The 3,867-nt window shown below is 70.8% G+C and carries 4 protein-coding genes; all 4 read left to right on the top strand.

All coding sequences use genetic code 11. The features are described from left to right. Positions 1 to 173 precede the first annotated feature (173 nt). From AB0395_RS47715 to AB0395_RS47730, 4 genes are read left to right on the top strand one after another with little or no spacing between them, the layout of a single operon-like run. Positions 174 to 566 carry a nuclear transport factor 2 family protein gene (locus AB0395_RS47715; protein ID WP_366294891.1) on the top strand — a complete coding sequence of 131 codons (393 nt, stop codon included), beginning with the start codon at positions 174 to 176 and terminating at the stop codon, positions 564 to 566. Between the two features lies 1 nt (position 567). Next, positions 568 to 2,067, top strand: coding sequence for an aldehyde dehydrogenase family protein (locus AB0395_RS47720; RefSeq protein WP_366294893.1), 1,500 nt, complete (start codon positions 568 to 570; stop codon positions 2,065 to 2,067). A 37-nt stretch (positions 2,068 to 2,104) separates the two neighbouring features. Then, positions 2,105 to 3,316: an acyl-CoA dehydrogenase family protein gene (locus AB0395_RS47725; protein WP_366294895.1), complete on the top strand. Its 1,212-nt coding sequence runs from the start codon at positions 2,105 to 2,107 to the stop codon at positions 3,314 to 3,316. A 41-nt stretch (positions 3,317 to 3,357) separates the two neighbouring features. Beyond that, entirely contained in the window at positions 3,358 to 3,822 is a 465-nt protein-coding gene (locus AB0395_RS47730; protein ID WP_366294897.1) for a flavin reductase family protein, read from the top strand. Positions 3,823 to 3,867 lie beyond the last annotated feature (45 nt).

Consider the following 3,867-nt stretch of genomic DNA (forward strand, 5'->3'; position numbering starts at 1 on the left):
ACGTCCACCCCACCCCGCCGCGGGCCGGGTCCACGTGGGTGTCGTGGGGGGGGGCGGCGACCGGCATCCCCTGGCCGGGGGATGCCGGCGGAACCCCGTCCCGGTGGGATGTGGCCGCCCGCGGCCGAATCCTACGGTGAAGGAAATTCAGCCCCTTCCCGTGAGGAGCGACCATGGGTTCGCACAACAGCGTCACCGAGCTCAATGAGCTGTTCGTTGAGGCGATGAACGCCGGAGACCTCGACCTGGCAATGTCCTGCTGGGACGAGAACACCGTCTTCCAGACCGCGCCGGGGACCGATCCCGTCCGTGGGCTGCCCGCGCTGCGGGAGGCGCTTCAGCAGTTCATCGACACCAAGCCCCACCTGACGATCGAGGAACTGCACCGGGTCGAGGCGGGTGACGTCGCCCTGGTCGCCCTCAGGTGGCATCTGGTCGGGACCGGTCCCGACGGGGAGCCGATCGAGATGGGCGCCGTGGACAGCAACGTCTTCTGCCGCCAGGCCGACGGCACGTGGCGCATCCGCATCGACAACCCGTTCCACTCCCAGCACATCGGCTTCTGACGTGACCGCGACCGAAGCCGTGACAGAGCGGCTCACGCTGACCGAGCCGCAGCCCCTGCTGATCGGCGGCCGGGAGGTCCGGGCCGGCCAGTCGTTTCCCGCCGTCGATCCCAGCACCGGCCGTGTCTGGGCACAGGTCGCGGCGGGTACGGCCGGCGACGTGGACCGCGCGGTCGCGGCCGCCCAGAGCGCGTTCGAGACCTGGCGGGAGACCTCGCTCGACACCCGGCAGGCCCTGCTGTGGGCCGTCGCCGAGCGGTTGACCCAGGACGCGGGGCGATGGCCGGCCCTGCTCGCGACCGAGAACGGCCGGGCGATCCGCGAGGCCGGTCTGATCGACGTGCCGACGGCCGCGGAGATCTTCCGGTTCTTCTCCGGCGTCGTCCGGGACCTGCACGGGCGGACCATACCCTGTGGCCCGGGTGCCCACGTCTCCACCACGCAGCGTCCGGTCGGCGTCGTCGCCGCGATCGTCCCGTGGAACTCGCCGCTGATCTCGGTCGCGCACAAGCTGGCGCCCGCCCTGGCGGCGGGCAACACCGTCGTGGTGAAGCCGTCCGAACTCGCCTCGGTCAGCACGGTCGAGTTCATCCGGCTCGTGCAGGACCTGTTCCCGCCCGGCGTCGTCAACGTCGTCACCGGATTCGGCCACGACGCCGGGCGCGCGCTGGTGTCGCACCCGGGCGTCGCCAAGGTGAGCTTCACCGGGGGTACCGAGACCGGGCGCCGCATCCTCGGCGACGTCTCGAGCCGGCTGGTTCCGGCCCTCATGGAACTGGGCGGGAAGGGGGCCATGGTGGTGTGCCCCGACGCCGACCTGGACACCGTGACCGAGGACGTGCTCACCGGCATCTTCGCCGCGAACGGCGAGGTGTGCTTCGCCTCCTCGCGGCTCATGGTGCACCGTGACCGGTACGACGAGCTGCTCGAACGGATCACCGCACGCGCCGAGGCGATCGTCGTGGGCGACGCCCTCGATCCGGCGACCCAGCTGGGCCCGCTGGTGACGGCCCAGCACCGCGACCTGGTCGCCGCACGGGTCCAGACCGCGCTGTCCGAGGGAGCCGAACGCCGGGCCGGCGGCCGCGTACCCGAGATGCCGGGCGAGTTGGCCGGTGGCAGCTACTACCGTCCCACCGTCCTGGCCTCTCCCGACGGCGCGACCAGCGCCTCGTGCGAGGAGTTCTTCGGTCCCGTCCTCACCGTCGAGGCCTGGACCTCCGAGGACGAGGTGGTCGAACGGGTCAACCGGGTCGCGTTCGGGCTGGCCAACGGGGTGTGGAGTGCGGACCTCGCCCAGGCGTACCGGCTCGCCGACCGTCTCGACTCCGGGATGGTCTGGGTCAACACCTGGTTCGCGACACCGCTCGGTCAGCCGCAGGGCGGCGTCAAGGCGAGCGGCTTCGGCCGCGAGGGGGCCACCGCGACCCTCCTCGAGTACACCGTGACCAAAGTCGTCCACGCCAGCCTCGACACCACGCGTCCTCCGATGTGGACCTGACAGCACCAGTACACCGACGACCAAGAGGACGGACACCATGCACTTCGAACTCGACGAACACAGCCGGCAGTTGGCCGGGCTTGGCGCCCGGCTCGCTGCCGAGTTCGCCCCCCACGCCCGGGAGCACGACCGTGACCGCAGCATCGCCACGGAGAACTTCGCGAAGCTGCGCGAGGCCGGGCTGTACGCCGTCGCGCTCCCGCGTGACCTCGGCGGCCTGGGGGCCCGGACGACCCAGTGGCTCGCCACCGTCGAGGCGCTCGCCAAGGGCGACGCCTCGACCGCGCTGGGCTTCAACATGCACTACGTGGCGACACGGATCATCGCCACACTCGACGCCGTACCGGCCGACGCGAAGAAGCGGGTCGCCGACCTGGTGGTGCGGGACGGTGCGCTGATCTGCGCGCCGCTCTCCGAGCCGTCTGCGTCGAGCCTGCTGCCGGCCACCTACATGCCGACCCTCTCGGCGCGCCGGGTGCCCGGCGGGCTCGAGATCAGCGGCACGAAGATGTTCGCCTCCCTGTGGGAGGCCAGCGACTACGCCTTCATGTTCGCCCATCCGGAGTGGGCGGACGACCCGACCCACGTGGTCGGCTTCCTGATGCCGACGCGCCAGGACGGCGCGATCACGGTCACCGACAACTGGGACACGCTGGGCATGCGTTCGACCCGCAGCAACCAGGTCCAGATCACCGGCGCGTTCGTGCCCGAGGAGCTGATCCTGTGCGAGTTCGACGACTTCCTGGGCAACTGGATCGTGGCCCAGGCGCACATCGCCTGGGGTGGATACACCGGCTGCTACCTGGGCGTCGCCGCGGCGATGGCGGAGTGGCTGCAGGACGCCCTCGGGACCCGTACGGCGAAGGGCCACGCCCAGCCGATGGGCTACCACCCGACGATCAGCACCGCGATGGGGCACATCGCGGCCCAGGTCGAGGCGGCCCGGCTGATGATGTACCACGCGGCGTGGGAGGCCGACGAGAACAGCAGGCCGAGCCTGCAGACCTGTGCCGCGTTCCTGCGGGCGAAGCTGATGGTCGGCACGGTGATCCACACGATCTCCACACTCGGCACGACCGCCGGCGGCCTCAACTCGCTGATGCGCGAACGGGGTTACGAGCTGATGCTGCGTGACGCCATGACCGGTCCGATCATGCCGCCCAACGCGCTGGCCTGCGCGGAGATGGCCGGTCTGATCTCGATGGGGCTCGATCCGGGCCAGGCACCGGCACTGCGCACAGTGTCATGACCCGGACCACCTCGTGCGAGCCGTCTCTGGAGACGACGCCGATGCCTGACCCCGACGCCTTCCGGTCGGCGTGCGCCCAGTTCCCCACCGGGGTCGTGGTCGTCACCACGGCCCTCGACGGAAAGCTGTACGGCAGTACCGTCAACGCCTTCACCTCACTCACCCTGGAACCGCCCCAGGTGTTGGTCTGCCTGGCGGCGACGTCTCGCACGTGGTCGGCGATCGAACGGTCCGGGGTGTTCGCGGTGAACGTGCTCGCCTCCGACCAGGCGTCCACGGCCCGGTTGTTCGCCTCGAAGGATCCCGACAAGTTCGGGTACGTGGACCACGTTCCCGGTGCGGTCGGGGCGCCCCTGCTGGCCGGCACCGCGGCGCGGTTCGAGTGCGAACTCGCCGGGACACTGCGCAACAACTCGCACTGGATGCTCATCGGGCGCGTGGTCTCGCTGGCCTCCGACCCGAGTCGCGAGTCGTTGCTCTTCATCCGTGGCCGTCTGACCGGATGACGGTTCCACGCACGCCGGCCGCCGGGTCCGCTGAGCGGACCCGGC

It is taken from the genome of Streptosporangium sp. NPDC051023 (assembly GCF_040689595.1).
Classification (GTDB): domain Bacteria; phylum Actinomycetota; class Actinomycetes; order Streptosporangiales; family Streptosporangiaceae; genus Streptosporangium.